We start from the raw sequence: 15,674 nt of genomic DNA, 5'->3' as shown, positions 1-15,674 counted from the left end.
GTAAATTTTTCCATAACGCCGTTAGAATCGACCCCTTTCCGTACAACCCCGTGGAGTGATGGCATGGCGGACGTAAATAAGGTCGTACTGGCGTATTCCGGCGGCCTTGATACTTCGGTGATTCTCAAGTGGCTGCAGGATACCTACAACTGCGAAGTGGTGACCTTCACCGCTGACCTGGGTCAGGGCGAAGAGGTCGAGCCGGCCCGTGCCAAGGCACAGGCAATGGGTGTGAAAGAGATCTACATCGACGACCTGCGCGAAGAATTTGTGCGTGACTTCGTGTTCCCGATGTTCCGCGCCAACACCGTCTACGAAGGCGAGTACCTGCTGGGTACCTCCATCGCCCGTCCGCTGATCGCCAAGCGCCTGATCGAAATCGCCAACGAAACCGGCGCCGACGCCATTTCCCATGGCGCGACCGGCAAAGGCAACGACCAGGTGCGTTTCGAGCTGGGTGCCTACGCGCTCAAGCCGGGCGTCAAGGTCATCGCCCCATGGCGTGAGTGGGACCTGCTGTCCCGCGAGAAGCTGATGGACTACGCCGAGAAGCACGGCATCCCGATCGAGCGTCATGGCAAGAAGAAATCGCCGTACTCGATGGACGCCAACCTGCTGCACATCTCCTACGAAGGCGGTGTCCTGGAAGATACCTGGACCGAGCACGAGGAAGACATGTGGCGCTGGAGCGTCTCCCCGGAGAACGCCCCGGACCAGGCTACCTACATCGAACTGACCTACCGCAACGGTGACATCGTTGCCATCGATGGTGTCGAGAAGTCTCCGGCTACCGTCCTGGCTGACCTGAACCGCATCGGTGGTGCCAACGGCATCGGCCGTCTGGACATCGTCGAGAACCGTTACGTCGGCATGAAGTCGCGTGGCTGCTACGAGACCCCTGGCGGCACCATCATGCTGCGCGCCCACCGTGCGATCGAGTCGATCACCCTGGACCGCGAAGTCGCTCACCTGAAAGATGAGCTGATGCCGAAGTATGCCAGCCTGATCTACACCGGTTACTGGTGGAGCCCGGAGCGCGTGATGCTGCAGCAGATGATCGACGCTTCGCAGGTCAACGTGAACGGCGTGGTACGCCTGAAGCTGTACAAGGGCAATGTCACCGTTGTCGGCCGCAAGTCGGACGACTCGCTGTTCGATGCCAACATCGCGACCTTCGAAGAAGACGGCGGCGCCTACAACCAGGCCGACGCTGCGGGCTTCATCAAGCTCAATGCACTGCGCATGCGCATTGCCGCCAACAAGGGCCGTTCGCTGCTCTAAGTACTGGCAAGCGTTGCACGAACCCCGGCTCAGGCCGGGGTTTTTTTTTGCGGCGTCATGCAACTGGCCTCAACCCCTGTGATTGACGACGTCCTCTTGGAGCGCACTGATAGACAGGCGTGCGCATTGGCGCTTGTCCAGATTAAGGAATTGCCACGTGCGTGTTGATTCAGGCGCGTGTGCGAGTGCCACGAGGATATGCTGTTCCAGCCTTTGTTGTGCATCGGGGCCAGTAAAGATAACGGTCACAGGTTCAGGCGATTCAGTTTCTGGGTGGTCGGTTTTTACTTTTTTTATGGCAGGGTTATAGAACGACTTGTAATTGAAGTTCAGGGTTAGAAAGAACAGTGCTGTAAGGAAAAACGGAAAGCCGACCAGAAACCAGGTATAGAGACTCTGGCTGGATTCGCTGAGAAACGGCAGCGTTGCAAGGGCGGATGCTTCGATGATCCCCGCGAAGATAGCAATGATCGTCAGCGGGGCGACAGGTTGTACGTCGGGCATGATGGCTGTCTCCTGCGGTTTTGCTCATCATTACCGTACTGTTATGCTCAACTAAAGGCTGTAGTGTTTCCCGACTGTGCCTTGCTGGCGTAACAGCGGGTGTCTGATTTTTTCGCGCATTTAAAGTGGAGTATTCGTCGCGCGGAAGTTTGTTTTCAACTGGTTCAGTCGATTGGGTCAGTGCTACGTTTCTTGCGAGACATGAATACTCACGATTAGCGTGCTGCAGGGTTTTGTGTAGGAAATTTCTGTAAGTGTTGTAGGGCTCGTCTATTCATGAGTTTCATTGACAAATCGCCGCGCCATTAAGCGTTCTGTCGGTTATCGTGGCGTGCCACAGCAAAAATAATGAATGAATGGATATCACATGAATAAAGTCCTTATCGTGGATGACCATCCGGTCATACGCCTGGCCGTGCGCATGCTGATGGAGCGGCATGGGTATGACGTCGTTGCGGAAACCGATAACGGCGTGGCTGCCTTGCAACTGACGCGTGAGCACCTGCCGGATATCGTGGTGCTGGATATCGGGATTCCCAAGCTCGATGGCCTTGAGGTCATCGCCCGCATGGCGGCATTCAGCCCCAGCAGCAAGGTGCTGGTGCTCACCTCCCAGGTACCTGGGAACTTCTCGATGCGTTGCATGCAGGCGGGTGCGGCGGGTTATGTGTGCAAGCAGCAGGAGCTGACCGAGCTGCTAAGCGCCATCAAGGCGGTGTTGTCAGGCTACAGCTATTTCCCTAATCAGGCCTTGCATGCCTCGCGAGGCAGGGGCAGTGGTGGCAGCGAGACGGACATGGTCAACCGTCTCTCGGCCCGGGAGATGACCGTCTTGCAGCAGCTGTCGCGCGGGCGCTCGAATAAGGAAATTGCCGACAGCATGTTCCTCAGCAACAAGACTGTCAGCACCTACAAGTCCCGTTTGCTGCTCAAGCTCAACGCCCGGTCGCTGGTAGACCTGATCGAGCTGGCACAGCGCCACGGGTTGAACTGACCGCTGCGCTGCAAAGCCTCCCGCTGGGAGGCTTTGCAAGGGTCTATAAGTCGTAGTCGAAATCGGCCAGTTGCTTCTGCAGGCGTCGCTCTTCCAGCAGGTTGTCGATGGTGCGACGTTTACTGAGGTTGGTCTTTGCAGTCTCTACCTGGGGCTCCGCTTCATCATCTGCGGCAACAAAATCATCTTCGATTGACAGGTCGTCTTTATCAGCACTCATGAGTCGCTCCAAGCCAAGGGGCCGTTGGCCGTCCTTATAACCAGAAAGCTGACGCTGGTAAAAAAGATTTTTTCAATCGCCCAGGGTGGTTTTTAACTATCGGCTCAATCGTCAGACGTCTTGTGCTTGTATTCGCACAGGTCTTCGATTCGGCAGCTCCCACAGCGGGGCTTTCGCGCCTGGCATACATAGCGCCCATGAAGGATGAGCCAGTGGTGGGCATCGAGCAGGTAGGGCTTGGGTACGAACTTGATCAGCTTCTTCTCGACTTCCAGCACGGTTTTACCGGGTGCGATACCGGTGCGGTTACTGACCCGGAAAATATGCGTGTCTACCGCCATGGTCGGCTGCCGGAACGCCGTGTTGAGGACCACGTTGGCCGTTTTGCGGCCCACACCGGGCAGTGCTTCCAGCGCTTCGCGGGTTTCAGGCACCTGGCTGCCATGGCGCTCGATCAAAAGCCGGCAGGCTTCGATCACATTCTTGGCTTTGCTGTTGTAGAGCCCGATGGTCTTGATGTATTCGCTCAGCCCTTCGACGCCCAGGGCGTAGATGGCCTCCGGGGTATTGGCGACCGGGAACAGCCGGGCGGTGGCCTTGTTGACGCCTACGTCGGTGGATTGCGCTGAAAGGGTCACGGCGACAAGCAACTCAAATGGCGTGGTGTAGGCCAGTTCCGTTTTCGGGTCAGGGTTGTCTTCGTGCAGCCTGCGAAAGATCTCCAGGCGTTTTGCGGCATTCATGGACTCAGGGCTTTCCTTGACGACGTGGGTGGGCAGGGCCCGGACGCAGGTGATTGTACAGGGCCAACAGCAGTCCGAGCAGTAGCAGTGCGCCCGGGGCGAGGTTGGCAAGTTGCACGCCCAGCCCTTGGCGACAGGCGCCGAGCACAAGGTATGCAGCCAGCAGGCCACCCAGGTGCAGTAGCAATGAGCGCCATCGACCTGCTTCCGGCAGCAGCCGGTCCATTGCCAGGCACGTCAGGCACAACAGGGCGGGGTACGGGCCCAAGAGCAGCGCCATGGGCAGCAGCCAGGCACGCAGGGCCAATTGCAGGCAACTGGCCAGGCCAGCGAGTATCAGCAAGCTTGCCAGCACGTAGGCCGCCCCATGCAGGCGGTTGCGCAATGGCATCAGCAAGGCTTGATGCAGGCCAACCATCAACACCGCGCACCCGCCCATGACAGCCGCCATGGGCAGCGTTTGCGTCGTCCCTAACAGCGGGGCGAGGGCGGCGACCAGCACGTAGTCCCTATTCATGGGGGAAGCCCTCAAGGAGTGCGTGACGATGCTCATCGAAGTAGCGCAGGGCATCTTGCAGCGCCTCGATCACTGCCCGCGAGGTGACTGTTGCGCCTGCCAATTGGTCGAAGTCGCCTTGGTCACGCTTCAGTGCCCAGTGATCACCCAGGCTGCGATTGGCAAACTGCGTCAGCCAGTGCACCTGCGGGTCGGCAAGGCGCCCGCCGAGCCCGGGGCTTTCCTGCTGCTCGACCACCTGGCTGCCCAGCAGGCGCCCGTCAGGCGTGATGGCGATGGTCAAGACGATCGGCCCAGCATAGCCCTGGGCCTGGGTGATCAGTACGACCGCTGCAGGTGTGCCCGCCAGCGTTGCCCGATAGGCCGACACGATGCGGCTGTGCGCAAGTTGTGCGTCGGGCGTTGGCAGGGGGGTATCCAATGGGTGATTGTCGTAACTGGCCTCGGGGAGCACTGCCAGCCGCTGGCGGCTCTGCAGCTGTTTTTCCGCTTCGCCGATAGTGGGCGTGGTCCATGTGCGCCAGATCAGCGTCGTCGACAAGGCCAACGCCGCTGTCGCGAGCAACACTGCCGCCTGCGCGATGCGCTTCATCGGGCAGCCTCTTGGCGGCGCAAGGCCAGCCGTTCAAGGCTGGGGACCATGAGGTTCATCAGCAGGATGGCGAACGCCGTGCCATCGGGGTAACTGCCCCAGGTACGGATCAGGTAGATCAGCAGGCCTGTGCCAAAGCCGAACAGCAGCTTGGGCCACTCGCTTTTGGGGCTGGAGACAGGCTCGGTGGCAATGAAAAAAGCCGCCAGCATGGTCGACCCAGAGAACAGGTGCAGCAAGGGCGAACCGTTGGAATCGGAGCCTGAGCCGTTCCAGCCCAGCAGGCTGAACAACAACAGGCCAGCCAGCAAACCCACTGGCGCGTGCCAGCTGAACACTTTGCGCTGGAGCAGAAACAACCCGCCCAGCAGAAACGCCAAGTTGACCCATTCGCTGCCGCGCCCACCGATGCTGCCGAACCCGGGGTGGCTGGCGAACAGTTCATCGATGGTCAGGCTGCGGTTGTGGCGCAGGCCGTCGAGTATTGTCGGTTGTGCCCAGGCATCAATGTGCTCGCCGCCGCCCACTACCTGTTGCAGGCTCTCGAACAACCCAGGCGCGTGCCCTGGCCAATGGTTCATCTGTAACGGGAAACTCAGCAGTACGAAGGCGTAGCCCACCATGGCTGGGTTGAACAGGTTGCGGCCGACACCGCCGAAGGCCTGTTTGCCAACCCCGATCGCCACCCCAGCAGCGACCATGGGCAGCCACCAAGGGGCCAGCGCAGGAAGGGCGGCCGCCAGCAGCACCGCAGTGACCAGCGCACTGCCGTCGCTCAGCGTCGCACCTACAGGTTGGCCGCGCAGGGCCAATAGCAGCGCTTCGCAGAGCAACGCTGCACTGGCACACAGCAGCAGGTTGCACAGCAGCCCCCAGCCCTGCACCCACAGCAGTGCTAGCAAACCGGGGGCACAGGCCAGTAGCACCAGGCCCATGCTGGTACGCAGGCGTGGGTCAGGCTTTGCCTTGGTCGGGGTCATTGCGCAAAAAGTCCGTTGAAACCGGAAAATGCCAAGGCCATGATGCCCGCACCGAGCAATTCGACTGGCAGGCCACGCAGGGCAACAGGTATGTCGGCATGGGCGCTGCGCTGGCGCAGGTCCGCGAACAGGGCCAGCGCAAGCCACAAGCCCACGCCGGCCAGCAGACCTTTGCTCAGCGTCGCGAGCCAGGCCGTGCCAGCGCTTGTCTCCTCCAGGGCCAACCCCAGCACGGCGACGTTGCTCAGCAGCACTGCAGGCAGGTCTGCCACGGGCCAGTCGGCGCGTAGCCTGGCCAGCGCCGATGGCACGCCGTAGGCCAGCAATGCCAACCAGGGCAGCAACAGGAACAGGCTCAGGTCGTGGAGCTGCCAAGGGTCGAGCACCAGCCACCTGAGCAGGTGAGCGCCGATCATGGCGAGTGCCACGGACAAGGCGCAGGCCAGGCCGAGCACATGCACGCGCAGCCACGATATTGGCTGTTGCTGCAGGCACAGGTGATTGATCAGGGTGGCGCTGATCAGGACCAGAAGGTAGTCACTCATGACATGACGATAGCCGGGAATCGTGTCGATTGTCCGGCATTCAGCGGGTGATAGAACAGCCCCGGCACAGAGGCCGGGGCTGGGGGCTTACTTGATGCGTTGGCCTGGCTTGGCGCCACTGTCCGGGCTGAGCAGGTAGATTTCTTCACCGCCAGGGCCGGCAGCCATGACCATGCCTTCCGACACGCCAAAGCGCATTTTCCGAGGCTTGAGGTTGGCGACCATCATGGTCAGGCGGCCTTCCAGCTTGGACGGGTCGGGGTAGGCCGACTTGATGCCGGAGAACACGTTGCGGCGTTCGTCACCGATGTCCAGCGTCAGTTGCAGCAGCTTGTCGGCACCGGGTACGGCCTCCGCCTTGACGATCAGGGCCACGCGCAGGTCGACGGCGGCAAAGGTATCGAATTCGATTTCCGCCGACAGCGGGTCCTTGGCCAGTTCGCCATTGCCTGCCGGCGCCTGGGCTTCGGCGGCCAGCAGGTCTTCTTTGCTGGCAGCGACCATGGCTTCGACCTTGGCGGGTTCGATACGGCTCATCAGTGCCTTGAAGGCATTCAGGCTGTGGTTTTCCAGGCGCGACTGGTGGTCGTTCCAGGTCAGCGGCGCGACATTGAGGAAGGCCTCGGCGTCGGCAGCCAGCACCGGCAGTACCGGCTTGAGGAAGATCACCAACTGGCGGAACAGGTTGATGCCTTGGGCGCAAATGGCCTGGACTTCGTCCTGCTTGCCTTCCTGCTTGGCCAACGACCAGGGCGCTTTGTCGGCGATCCAGGCGTTGGCGCGGTCGGCCAGGGCCATGATTTCACGCATCGCGCGGGCGAAGTCACGGCTCTCATAGGCTTCGGCGATGGACGGCGCAGCTGCCAGGAAGGCTTCGGTCAGCTCGGGTGCGGCATCACCGGCTACCATCACGCCGTCGTTGCCTTTGTGAATGAAGCCTGCGCAACGGCTGGCGATGTTGACCACCTTGCCGACCAGGTCGGAGTTGACCTTCTGCACGAAGTCTTCCAGGTTCAGGTCCAGGTCATCGACGCCACGGCCCAGCTTGGCCGCGTAGTAGTAACGCAGGTATTCCGGCTGCAGGTGATCCAGGTAGGTACGGGCCTTGATGAAGGTGCCGCGCGACTTGGACATCTTGGCGCCGTTGACGGTCAGGTAGCCGTGCACGTTGACCGCAGTTGGCTTGCGGAAGCCCGCGCCTTCGAGCATGGCTGGCCAGAACAGGGCGTGGAAGTTGACGATGTCCTTGCCGATGAAGTGGTACAGCTCGGCGCTGGAGTCTTCCTTCCAGAAAGCATCGAAATCCAGCTCTGGGCGGCGCGCGCAGAGGTTCTTGAAGCTGGCCATGTAGCCGATTGGCGCGTCCAGCCAGACGTAGAAATATTTGCCCGGCTCGCCCGGGATCTCGAAGCCGAAATACGGCGCATCGCGGGAGATGTCCCACTCTTGCAGGCCCGAGTCCAGCCATTCGGCGAGCTTGTTGGCGACGGCATCCTGCAAGGTGCCGCTACGGGTCCACTGCTGCAGCATGGCCTGGAAATCAGGCAGCTTGAAGAAGAAGTGCTGGGAATCACGCAGTACCGGGGTGGCACCGGAGATGGCCGACTTGGGGTTCTTCAACTCGGTCGGGGCGTAGGTTGCGCCGCACTTCTCGCAGTTGTCGCCGTACTGGTCTTCGGCCGCGCACTTGGGGCAGGTGCCCTTGATGAAGCGGTCGGCCAGGAACATGCCCTTTTCGGGGTCGAAGTACTGGGTCACCGAACGGGTGGCAATGTGGCCGGCGTCACGCAGGCGCGTGTAGATCAGGCTGGACAGCTCGCGGTTTTCTTCGCTGTGGGTCGAGTGGAAGTTGTCGAAATCCACCAGGAAGTCAGCAAAGTCGCCGCTGTGCTCGGCCTGGACATTGGCAATCAACTGCTCGGGGGTGATTCCTTCCTTCTCGGCGCGCAGCATGATGGCCGAACCGTGGGCGTCATCGGCGCAGACATAAATGCACTGGTTGCCGCGTAGTTTCTGGAAGCGGACCCACATGTCTGTCTGGATGTACTCGAGCATATGGCCAAGGTGGATCGATCCATTGGCATAGGGCAGGGCGCTGGTGACGAGAATCTGACGTGGCTCGGACATGGTGGCTCGGCTACTTATCTGGCTACGGGGTAAAAATGAGGGTGATCGGCCACTATAAAGGGCTGGCGAAGATATTTCACCCCACAGACGCACCTGCTGACGATTGACGGGTTAGGATAGGCGCCTGTTTTACATTCAGTTTGCCAATGGGAGTCTCCATGAGTGCCGTCACCCGTGCCGCCGTCGAAGGCGTGCTTCGCCAGTACACCGACCCCTACCTGAACCAGGATCCGGTCAGCGCCGGCTGCGTGCGCGCCGTGGATATACAGGGCGGGCAGGTCAGTGTGCAGTTGCAACTGGGGTATGCCGCTGGGTTGTTCAAGAACGGTTGGGCCCAGGTGCTGCAGACCGCGATCGGCAACCTTGACGGCGTCAGCAGCGCCCAGGTGTCGATCGACTGCGTGGTCGCAGCGCACAAGGCCCAGGCCCAGGTGCCGGCCATGGCCAACGTCAAGAACATCATCGCCGTGGCCTCGGGCAAGGGGGGCGTCGGCAAGTCGACCACTGCTGCCAACCTGGCTTTGGCCCTGGCCCGTGAAGGCGCCCGGGTCGGCATTCTCGACGCGGATATCTATGGCCCTAGCCAGGGCGTGATGTTCGGCATCGCAGAAGGCACCCGGCCACAGATTCGCGATCAGAAGTGGTTCGTGCCGATCAAGGCGCACGGTGTAGAAGTCATGTCCATGGCGTTTCTCACCGACGACAACACGCCAATGGTGTGGCGTGGCCCGATGGTGTCGGGTGCGCTGTTGCAGTTGGTGACCCAGACCGCCTGGGATGACCTTGATTACCTGGTCATCGACATGCCGCCAGGCACCGGCGACATTCAGCTGACCCTGGCGCAGAAAGTGCCGGTGGCGGGCTCGGTGATCGTCACCACCCCGCAGGACCTCGCCCTGCTGGACGCCAAGAAGGGCGTGGAGATGTTCCGCAAGGTCAATATCCCGGTGCTGGGCGTGGTCGAGAACATGGCCGTGCACATCTGCTCCAACTGCGGCCATGCCGAGCACCTGTTCGGCGAAGGCGGCGGTGAGAAGCTGGCAGCCCAGTACGGTGTCGACCTGCTGGCCTCGCTGCCGTTGTCGATGCTGATCCGCGAACAGGCCGACAGTGGCAAGCCGACGGCAATTGCCGAGCCGGAAAGCCAGATCGCCATGGTGTATCAGGAGCTGGCCCGCCAGGTCGGTGCGCGGATCGTGCTGCAGGAAGCCGCAGCGCCGGCGATGCCGAGCATCACCATCAGCGAGGATTGACCTGAGAAACCCCCTCCTACAGGTACACCTCAGGCCTGTAGGAGCGGGTTTCCCCGTGAAGAAGCCAGCACCGGTTTCAGCCAGGCATAAAAAAACCCGCCAGAAGGCGGGTTTTTTTGAAAGCTAGAAAGCTGAGATCGACTTAGGCGATCTGAACTTCTTCAGCCTGCATGCCTTTCTGGCCGCGGGTAGCGACGAAAGTAACAGCCTGGCCTTCTTTCAGGGTTTTGAAGCCGTCAGCTTGGATGGCTTTGAAGTGCACGAACAGGTCGTCACCCGACTGAGGGGTGATGAAGCCGTAGCCTTTCTCGTCGTTGAACCACTTAACAACACCGTTTTGGCGATTGGACATGTTTCTGTCTCCTTGGACAAAGTTGATTACGGTCAGGAAAAACCCTGCCCGGGACTGAGTGCAAAGAGAGCAGAAAATTCAGATATGGGCCGATCAGGATCGTGCGTCAAACTAGAGATTCTCGGTGTCACGTGCAGCACAGTGGCGTCACCTTAACCCACTTTCCGCAACCTGCCAATGGCCAGAGGCCGCTTTACTGAAATTCAGATCGGTGGCAGCTGTAGGCCCCGCCTGGCGGGGATTGTAGCAAGAATGCAGGATGGAACTTTGAAGAGGGCGCTGGGACCGGTAAGATGCGCCTCACGATTTTCACCTCGCAACTCTTCAGGACACCCCCGCCATGAGCATCAAATCGGACAAGTGGATTCGCCGCATGGCGCAGGAACACGGCATGATCGAACCGTTCGTCGAGCGCCAGGTGCGCGGCGAGCACGACAGCCGTGTCATCTCTTTCGGCGTCTCCAGCTACGGCTACGACGTACGTTGCGCCGACGAATTCAAGGTGTTCACCAACATCAACTCGGCCACCGTCGACCCGAAAAACTTCGACGCCGGCAGCTTCGTCGACGTCAAGAGCGACGTCTGCATCATCCCGCCAAACTCCTTCGCCCTGGCCCGCACCGTGGAGTATTTCCGCATTCCACGCAACGTGCTGACCATTTGCCTGGGCAAAAGCACCTATGCGCGCTGCGGCATCATCGTCAACGTCACCCCGCTTGAACCCGAGTGGGAAGGCCACGTGACCCTGGAATTCTCCAACACCACCACCTTGCCGGCAAAAATCTATGCCAACGAGGGTGTGGCGCAGATGCTTTTCCTCGAGTCCGACGAAGAGTGCGAAGTGTCCTACAAGGACCGAGGCGGCAAGTACCAGGGCCAGCGCGGCGTCACCCTGCCACGCACCTGAGCCGACGAGCGCGGGGAATTCCCCGCGCATTTGGTACTCCAACGAGTAACTTGCCGATGTGCACGATGCGTGTCGGCTCTCGTCAGGAGCTGCCAATGAAACTCCATCCCGCAATCAGTGCCAAGCTGGCTGGCCTGCAGCCTAACCAGGTCGGTATGTTGCCATGGTCACTGCTGGCGCATCCGCTGCCAATGCAGGCAGGCGGCGTGCCTCACCAGCCTGATCCCGATACCCCACAACCGCCGCAGCCGGGTGAAACGCAGCCCATGGAGCCCGGTGAGCCGACCTTGCCCGACGAACCACCTCCCGCGCCCGTCGCCTGAGTGGGCGCTGCTTTAGAGCGCCCATACCCGCCCGGCGCCGGCCAGAAACACGCGGTTTTCGGCGTCGGGTTGCACGCGCCAGCCACCGGTGAATTCACCGAAGGCCGGTAGCAAGCTGATCGCGTCACCCATCAGGAAGCAGGGCAGGCGCAGACGTTGTCTGGCCCGCCCTTGCAACACGAACACCGGGTGGACGTGGCCCGCCAGCACCGGGTGCTGAGGGTGAGCGACAGGCTCGTGCTGCAAGGCGAAAGGTGCCAATAGCCATGGTTCTTCGACCACCTCGATGTCCAGCGAATGCGGTGGGTCGCCCGCGTGGCGATCATGGTTGCCAAGCACCAGCACGATGCGCAGTCCGGCATGCCGTTCCCGCCATGTTTGCAGCTTGGCCAGCGTTGCCGGTGCGCGCGCGGTTTTGGCATGCAGGAAATCGCCCAAAATGATCAGCATCTGGCACTCATGGCTTGTCAGCAGTTGGTCTAGGCGCGCCAAGGTGGCCTCGGTTGTGCCCCGCGGCACGGGCTGATGCAGGGCGCGATAGCTGGCAGCTTTGCCAATATGCACATCCGCTACCAGCAGGGCCCGGCGGGCAGGCCAGTACAGCGCTTTGTCCGGCAGTAACCACAGGGTTTCGCCGCAGTGCTCGATGGCCAGGTGATCATTCATGCGTTGTTACCCGCCACTTTTTCCAGGTCTGCCACCATCCGCGCAATGCGGTCTGCGAGTTTTTCTGTGCTCAAGGTTTCGCGCATGCCTTCCACCAGCAGGGTAAAGGCCAGTGGCCCTGGGCGGCGTAATTCACGCAGGTCCAGCTGCAGTTGGCCCAGCTTCGCCAACTGCCGGTGCAACCGCTCGATTTCCAGTTCTTCGCGCAATACTTCGTCCCGTGCCTGGCCCAGCAGCAGGTTGTCGGCATCGTGCTTGCGAAACACCTCGTAGAACAGCCCGCTCGACGCCTGGATCTGCCGGGTGCTCTTTTGCGCCGCCGGGTAGCCGCCAAACACCAGGCCGGCGATCTGGGCGATCTCGCGAAAGCGCCTTAGCGCCATCTCGCCTGCATTCAGGCTGGCCAGTACATCCTCCAGCAGGTGCTCGGTCGAGAGCGCGCTGGGCAAATGCCTGGCCCAGTCCACGGCGCTTGGGCTGAGCAACTCAAAGCCATAGTCACTGACCGCAATTGAGACCGAAAGCGGTTGCACCTGGCTGACCCGCCAGGCAATCAGGTTGGCCAAGCCGAGGTTGGCCATGCGCCCGGCGAACGGGTACAGAAAAAGGTGCGAGCCTTGGCGAGATTTTAACGTTTCGGCCAGCAGCGTGCGGGTAGTCGGCAGTGCAGACCAGCTTGCCTGCAAGGCCAGCAATGGGCGCACGGCGCGCATTTCCGGGCCTTCGTAACGCTGGTGGGCGGCGGCATCGAGTTGTTCGACCAGGGCATCGGCCAGTTCGCTGGACAGCGGCATGCGCCCGCCATTCCAGCGGGCCACAGCGGCCTTGCGCGAGGTGCTGCGGCGGACGTAGGCGGTCATGTTCTCGACGCGCACCAGTTCCAGCACGCGCCCTGCGAAGACCAGGCTATCACCGGGCCGCAGGCGGGCGATGAACGCTTCCTCGACACTGCCCAGCGACTTGCCACCGCCGCCTTTGCTCCAGTACTTGAGCTGCAGGCTGGCCTCGCTGACGATGGTGCCGATGCCCATGCGGTGGCGCCGTGCCAGGCGCTCGCTGGCAACCCGCCAGACCCCGTCGGCGTGGGGTTCGACACGTTGGTAGTCAGGGTAGGCGCTGAGCGAGTTGCCGCCGTGGCAGACGAAGTCCAGCGCCCACTGCCACTGGCTGTCGCGCAACGCGCGGAAGGCCCAGGTGCTGCGTACCTCGGCCAGCAACTGCTCGGGGCGAAAGCCACTGCCCAAGGCCATGCTGACCAGGTGTTGCACCAGCACATCCATACACAGCTGTGGTGAGCGGCGGGCCTCGATCTGCCCGGCGAGCAGGGCATGCCGGGCCGCAGCGGCCTCCACCAATTCCAGGCTGTGGGTGGGCACCAAGGTAACCCGCGAGGGGCGCCCCGGTGCGTGCCCAGAGCGACCGGCGCGCTGCATCAGGCGGGCGATGCCTTTGGCCGAGCCGATCTGCAGCACCCGCTCCACGGGCAGGAAATCCACGCCCAGGTCCAGGCTGGAGGTGCAGATGACGGCTTTAAGCGTACCTTGCTTCAAGTTTCGCTCGACCCAGTCGCGGGTGTCGCGGGACAACGAAGCGTGGTGCAGGGCGATCAGGCCGGCCCAGTCGGGGCGTGCCTCGAGCAGCGCCTGGTACCACAGTTCGGCCTGGGCGCGGGTGTTGGTGAAGACCAGGCTGCTGGCGCTGCTGTCGAGCTCCCGGCTGACCTGATCGAGCATCTTCAAGCCCATGTGCCCTGCCCAGGGGAACCGCTCGATCGCGTCGGGCAGCAGGGTATCGACCTGCAGTTGCTTGTCTTGCCGGCCTTGCACCAGCAACCCATCGCCTGGCAACAGCACGTCGCGTGCGTGCTGCAGGTTGCCGAGGGTGGCCGAGAGGCCCCAGGTCAGCAGCGGCGGGTGCCAGTGGCGCAGGCGTGCCAGGGCCAGTTGCAATTGCACGCCACGCTTGTTACCCAGCAGCTCATGCCATTCATCCACCACCACCAGGCGCAGGTTGGCGAAGTCGTCACGGGCCTGTGCCCGGGTCAGCAGCAGGGTCAGGCTCTCGGGGGTAGTAATCAACACGCTGGGCAGGCGCCGGGCCTGTCGCGCGCGTTCGGCGCTGCCAGTGTCGCCACTGCGCACGCCCACGCTCCAGTTCAGGCCCAGCTCATCGAGCGGCGCTTGCAAGGCACGCGCGGTGTCGGCGGCCAAGGCGCGCATGGGCGTCACCCACAGCACCTGCAAGGGGGCCGGCTGGCGGGCTGAGCTGGCAACGGCGAACGCGCGCAGGGCTGCCAGCCAGACGGCGTAGGTTTTGCCGGCGCCGGTACTGGCGTGCAACAGCCCGGACTCGCCGCGTTCGACGGCCGCCCAGACACGGCGCTGAAAGGCGAAGGGTTTCCAGCCGCGCAGGGCGAACCAGGCGTTGGCGAGGTCGGTGGAGGCGGCCATGGGGCGGGTGATCCTTCGAAGGCTGTGCTTCTACTGACCGCCCGCCAGGGGCATTGGTTTTACCGGATCAGTTCCCCAGCAGGTAGCCGCTGCGGCACACCTGCTCGCCCGCCACATGGGCGATGACCATGCCTGCCGTCGCCATGCGGCGCACGCTACGGGCGTACAGCAGGCCGGGTTGGCTGTTGCGCACCGCAGTCACCCGGTCGTTGAGCGGGTCGATGACTTCGGCGATCAACTGGTCGGCTTGCAGGTGCTGGCCTGGGCGCGCGTGGTACACCAGCAACCCGCCAAGCGGCGTCGAAACGGGCTCTACGGCCGCCAGGGGCGTGGCCGCGCGGGGCAGTGGAGGAAGGGGGGCGCAGGTGCCTTCGATGACGCCGTTGTGGGTCAGGAAGTCGAGGATCGCCTGGCAGTCTTTGCCGGCCAGGTCATGGCTCACATCCGCCTGGCCGCGCAATTCGACAGTGACCGAGCAACAGCCCAGCGGAATCGGGAAGCGCTTGCCAAAGCGTTGCTGCAACTGCCACCAGACCAGGCTGAAGCATTCATCGAACGATTGGCCGCCTGAGTCAGTGGCCAGCAGGCTCGCCTGGGCGCCCAGGTAGCGGGCCAGTGGCTCGATCTGTGGCCAGGCATCGGGCGTCGTGTACAGGTGCTCGACGGCTTCGAAGTCGCAGTGCAGGTCGAGTATCAGGTCGGCGTCGCAAGCCAGGCGTTGCAAGATTAGGCGTTGGGCCTGGAGTGGGGTGCGTGCGGGGTGGGCGTCCAGCCCGCGGCGCAGGTATTCGCGGATCAAGGCGACGTTGTGTGCGGCGTCCTGAGTCAGGTGCTCTTCGATCTGATCGCCGATGGAATCGGACAGGTCGACGAAGTTGCGATTGAAATTCTCGCCACTCTGCAGTTCGAAGCGCCCCAACGGGGCGTCCAGCAGCACCTGTTCGAGACCGACCGGGTTGGCCACCGGCACCAGGATGATTTCCCGCTGCAGACGGCCCTGTTGTTCCAGCTCGGCCAGCCTGCGCTTGAGGTGCCAGGCCACCAGCATACCGGGCAGTTCGTCGGCATGCAGCGAGGCCTGGATGTACACCTTGCCGCCACCGCGTGGGCCAAAGTGAAAGCTGTGCAGTTGGCGTGAAATGCCCGGTACGGGAGAAAGCAGGTCGTGGGTCGAATGGTGCATGGTAGTCCTGGCTACGTGGCGAATACGGTCTGCGACA

Annotated in this window: 17 protein-coding genes; 5 read left to right on the top strand and 12 right to left on the bottom strand. The window is 62.2% G+C overall.

Annotated elements, in window-relative coordinates:
- The first annotated feature begins 63 nt into the window (after window positions 1-63).
- Window positions 64-1,281, top strand: coding sequence for an argininosuccinate synthase (locus tag HU750_RS23885; RefSeq protein WP_027594196.1), 1,218 nt, complete (start codon window positions 64-66; stop codon window positions 1,279-1,281).
- Between the two features lie 69 nt (window positions 1,282-1,350).
- Here HU750_RS23885 and HU750_RS23880 read toward each other — a convergent pair whose 3' ends face one another.
- Window positions 1,351-1,785, bottom strand: a complete 435-nt coding sequence (locus HU750_RS23880; protein WP_186682757.1) for a hypothetical protein — start codon at window positions 1,783-1,785, stop codon at window positions 1,351-1,353.
- A gap of 367 nt (window positions 1,786-2,152) precedes the next feature.
- Between HU750_RS23880 and HU750_RS23875 the strand changes: the two genes are divergently transcribed.
- Window positions 2,153-2,779, top strand: a complete 627-nt coding sequence (locus tag HU750_RS23875; RefSeq protein WP_027594198.1) for a response regulator transcription factor — start codon at window positions 2,153-2,155, stop codon at window positions 2,777-2,779.
- A gap of 43 nt (window positions 2,780-2,822) precedes the next feature.
- Here the strand turns inward: HU750_RS23875 and HU750_RS23870 are convergent, their stop codons facing one another.
- From HU750_RS23870 to metG, 7 genes are all read right to left on the bottom strand, one after another.
- Window positions 2,823-2,999 (bottom strand): PA3496 family putative envelope integrity protein, encoded by a 177-nt coding sequence (locus HU750_RS23870; RefSeq protein WP_027594199.1) that lies wholly within the window; start codon window positions 2,997-2,999, stop codon window positions 2,823-2,825.
- A 104-nt stretch (window positions 3,000-3,103) separates the two neighbouring features.
- Window positions 3,104-3,742, bottom strand: coding sequence for an endonuclease III (nth, locus tag HU750_RS23865; RefSeq protein WP_027594200.1), 639 nt, complete (start codon window positions 3,740-3,742; stop codon window positions 3,104-3,106).
- A gap of 4 nt (window positions 3,743-3,746) precedes the next feature.
- Complete coding sequence (locus HU750_RS23860; RefSeq protein ID WP_186682755.1) at window positions 3,747-4,259, bottom strand: Rnf-Nqr domain containing protein; 513 nt, start codon at window positions 4,257-4,259, stop codon at window positions 3,747-3,749.
- On the bottom strand, window positions 4,252-4,851 hold the full coding sequence (locus HU750_RS23855) for an RnfABCDGE type electron transport complex subunit G (protein WP_186682753.1): 600 nt from the start codon (window positions 4,849-4,851) through the stop codon (window positions 4,252-4,254). Before HU750_RS23855 ends, HU750_RS23860 begins: the two co-directional genes overlap by 8 nt.
- The gene (locus HU750_RS23850; protein ID WP_225935670.1) at window positions 4,848-5,831 is read right to left on the bottom strand and encodes an RnfABCDGE type electron transport complex subunit D; all 984 of its coding nucleotides are present in this window, start codon (window positions 5,829-5,831) and stop codon (window positions 4,848-4,850) included. The genes HU750_RS23855 and HU750_RS23850 overlap by 4 nt, the downstream gene beginning before the upstream one ends.
- Window positions 5,828-6,376, bottom strand: a complete 549-nt coding sequence (locus HU750_RS23845; protein ID WP_186682751.1) for an Rnf-Nqr domain containing protein — start codon at window positions 6,374-6,376, stop codon at window positions 5,828-5,830. The genes HU750_RS23850 and HU750_RS23845 overlap by 4 nt, the downstream gene beginning before the upstream one ends.
- 87 nt (window positions 6,377-6,463) lie before the next feature.
- Window positions 6,464-8,503, bottom strand: a complete 2,040-nt coding sequence (gene metG / locus HU750_RS23840; protein WP_027594205.1) for a methionine--tRNA ligase — start codon at window positions 8,501-8,503, stop codon at window positions 6,464-6,466.
- A gap of 158 nt (window positions 8,504-8,661) precedes the next feature.
- Between metG and apbC the strand changes: the two genes are divergently transcribed.
- Window positions 8,662-9,756 (top strand): iron-sulfur cluster carrier protein ApbC, encoded by a 1,095-nt coding sequence (gene apbC / locus HU750_RS23835; RefSeq protein WP_027594206.1) that lies wholly within the window; start codon window positions 8,662-8,664, stop codon window positions 9,754-9,756.
- Window positions 9,757-9,898: 142 nt separating this feature from the next.
- Here apbC and HU750_RS23830 read toward each other — a convergent pair whose 3' ends face one another.
- Complete coding sequence (locus HU750_RS23830) at window positions 9,899-10,108, bottom strand: cold-shock protein (protein ID WP_027594207.1); 210 nt, start codon at window positions 10,106-10,108, stop codon at window positions 9,899-9,901.
- A gap of 340 nt (window positions 10,109-10,448) precedes the next feature.
- Between HU750_RS23830 and dcd the strand changes: the two genes are divergently transcribed.
- Window positions 10,449-11,015, top strand: coding sequence for a dCTP deaminase (gene dcd / locus HU750_RS23825; protein ID WP_012313046.1), 567 nt, complete (start codon window positions 10,449-10,451; stop codon window positions 11,013-11,015).
- Between the two features lie 95 nt (window positions 11,016-11,110).
- Window positions 11,111-11,338, top strand: a complete 228-nt coding sequence (locus HU750_RS23820) for a hypothetical protein (protein ID WP_099455137.1) — start codon at window positions 11,111-11,113, stop codon at window positions 11,336-11,338.
- A 12-nt stretch (window positions 11,339-11,350) separates the two neighbouring features.
- Here HU750_RS23820 and pdeM read toward each other — a convergent pair whose 3' ends face one another.
- The 3 genes from pdeM to HU750_RS23805 form a co-directional block, all read right to left on the bottom strand.
- Window positions 11,351-12,004 (bottom strand): ligase-associated DNA damage response endonuclease PdeM, encoded by a 654-nt coding sequence (gene pdeM, locus HU750_RS23815; protein WP_027594209.1) that lies wholly within the window; start codon window positions 12,002-12,004, stop codon window positions 11,351-11,353.
- A complete protein-coding gene (locus tag HU750_RS23810) occupies window positions 12,001-14,454 on the bottom strand; it encodes a ligase-associated DNA damage response DEXH box helicase (RefSeq protein ID WP_186682749.1) in 2,454 nt (817 codons plus the stop codon). The genes pdeM and HU750_RS23810 overlap by 4 nt, the downstream gene beginning before the upstream one ends.
- Window positions 14,455-14,521: 67 nt before the next feature.
- Window positions 14,522-15,637 carry a succinylglutamate desuccinylase/aspartoacylase family protein gene (locus HU750_RS23805; RefSeq protein ID WP_027594211.1) on the bottom strand — a complete coding sequence of 372 codons (1,116 nt, stop codon included), beginning with the start codon at window positions 15,635-15,637 and terminating at the stop codon, window positions 14,522-14,524.
- Between the last annotated feature and the right edge of the window lie 37 nt (window positions 15,638-15,674).

The organism is Pseudomonas sp. SWRI50, from assembly GCF_014269095.1.
In the GTDB taxonomy this organism is placed as follows: domain Bacteria; phylum Pseudomonadota; class Gammaproteobacteria; order Pseudomonadales; family Pseudomonadaceae; genus Aquipseudomonas; species Aquipseudomonas kermanshahensis.
The sequence above is the reverse complement of the archived record's forward strand: the minus strand, read 5'-3'. Positions and strand labels throughout refer to the sequence as shown.

What these genes read in the sequence shown, in the direction of transcription:
- HU750_RS23885 (WP_027594196.1), top strand. Translation starts at nt 64, where the DNA reads ATGGCGGACGTAAATAAGGTCGTACTGGCGTATTCCGGCGGCCTTGAT.
- HU750_RS23880 (WP_186682757.1), bottom strand. Translation starts at nt 1,785, where the DNA reads ATGCCCGACGTACAACCTGTCGCCCCGCTGACGATCATTGCTATCTTC.
- HU750_RS23875 (WP_027594198.1), top strand. Translation starts at nt 2,153, where the DNA reads ATGAATAAAGTCCTTATCGTGGATGACCATCCGGTCATACGCCTGGCC.
- HU750_RS23870 (WP_027594199.1), bottom strand. Translation starts at nt 2,999, where the DNA reads ATGAGTGCTGATAAAGACGACCTGTCAATCGAAGATGATTTTGTTGCC.
- nth (WP_027594200.1), bottom strand. Translation starts at nt 3,742, where the DNA reads ATGAATGCCGCAAAACGCCTGGAGATCTTTCGCAGGCTGCACGAAGAC.
- HU750_RS23860 (WP_186682755.1), bottom strand. Translation starts at nt 4,259, where the DNA reads ATGAATAGGGACTACGTGCTGGTCGCCGCCCTCGCCCCGCTGTTAGGG.
- HU750_RS23855 (WP_186682753.1), bottom strand. Translation starts at nt 4,851, where the DNA reads ATGAAGCGCATCGCGCAGGCGGCAGTGTTGCTCGCGACAGCGGCGTTG.
- HU750_RS23850 (WP_225935670.1), bottom strand. Translation starts at nt 5,831, where the DNA reads ATGACCCCGACCAAGGCAAAGCCTGACCCACGCCTGCGTACCAGCATG.
- HU750_RS23845 (WP_186682751.1), bottom strand. Translation starts at nt 6,376, where the DNA reads ATGAGTGACTACCTTCTGGTCCTGATCAGCGCCACCCTGATCAATCAC.
- metG (WP_027594205.1), bottom strand. Translation starts at nt 8,503, where the DNA reads ATGTCCGAGCCACGTCAGATTCTCGTCACCAGCGCCCTGCCCTATGCC.
- apbC (WP_027594206.1), top strand. Translation starts at nt 8,662, where the DNA reads ATGAGTGCCGTCACCCGTGCCGCCGTCGAAGGCGTGCTTCGCCAGTAC.
- HU750_RS23830 (WP_027594207.1), bottom strand. Translation starts at nt 10,108, where the DNA reads ATGTCCAATCGCCAAAACGGTGTTGTTAAGTGGTTCAACGACGAGAAA.
- dcd (WP_012313046.1), top strand. Translation starts at nt 10,449, where the DNA reads ATGAGCATCAAATCGGACAAGTGGATTCGCCGCATGGCGCAGGAACAC.
- HU750_RS23820 (WP_099455137.1), top strand. Translation starts at nt 11,111, where the DNA reads ATGAAACTCCATCCCGCAATCAGTGCCAAGCTGGCTGGCCTGCAGCCT.
- pdeM (WP_027594209.1), bottom strand. Translation starts at nt 12,004, where the DNA reads ATGAATGATCACCTGGCCATCGAGCACTGCGGCGAAACCCTGTGGTTA.
- HU750_RS23810 (WP_186682749.1), bottom strand. Translation starts at nt 14,454, where the DNA reads ATGGCCGCCTCCACCGACCTCGCCAACGCCTGGTTCGCCCTGCGCGGC.
- HU750_RS23805 (WP_027594211.1), bottom strand. Translation starts at nt 15,637, where the DNA reads ATGCACCATTCGACCCACGACCTGCTTTCTCCCGTACCGGGCATTTCA.